The 764-nt window shown below is 62.7% G+C and carries 1 protein-coding gene; it reads left to right on the top strand.

The window, feature by feature from the left end:
- The coding region (locus tag ACSZPU_RS26075) for an IS91 family transposase (protein ID WP_499004517.1) at positions 1-764 on the top strand (764 nt) is incomplete at both ends.

The following is a 764-nucleotide window of genomic DNA, read 5'->3' as shown; positions in this document are numbered from 1 at the left end:
CGCATGCTCGCCTGCGGCACCACGACCATGGGCGTTCGCCGCTTCTGCTGCGCATCGCCGGACTGCACCCATTCCCGCTTTTTCTGCCAGAGCTGCAAATCAAAGGCCTGCAGCTCCTGCGGCTTCAAAGCCACGGAGCAATGGGTATCGCAGCAGAGCCACATTCTCCCCGACTGCGACTGGCAGCACATTACCTTTACCATGCCCCACCTGCTCTGGCCCTTTTTCAACAACAACTGGCCATTACTGAATGCTCTCTTCCGCGCCGCCCCCCGCGCCATGCTTCGCTGGGCCCGCAGACAGGGCGTGGAGGTCGGTATCTTCTGCGCCCTGCATACGTACGGCCGTCAGCTCAATCAGCACCCACACATTCACCTCTCCGTCACCCGCGGCGGGCTGGATATCAGGCATGGCGTCTGGCGCGACCTCTTCTTTAAGAAGCATGCTGTCGAGGAAATCTGGCGCGGAGCCGTCATCCGCCTGCTGCGCCACAGCCATGACCTGATAAATCCCGGCAACCTGCCGGGGCTGGGGCATATCCGCGACAAAAAGCAGTGGCAGCGCTATCTGCAGGCGCAGTACGGGCGCCGCTGGAAGGTGCACTTTGCGAAGAAGACCCGGGGCGCCTGGCGGAGCGTCAAATACCTGGGCCGCTACCTGAAGCGACCGCCGGTGTCAGCGGCGAAGCTCAGGCACTACAGCGGCGGCGCAGTGATACACCATTACTACGACCACCGCACGCAGCAGTACCGCCAGCAGTCGCT

The sequence above is a fragment of the Phytobacter sp. V69 genome, from assembly GCF_965644215.1.
GTDB lineage: Bacteria > Pseudomonadota > Gammaproteobacteria > Enterobacterales > Enterobacteriaceae > Phytobacter.
The sequence above is the reverse complement of the archived record's forward strand: the minus strand, read 5'-3'. Positions and strand labels throughout refer to the sequence as shown.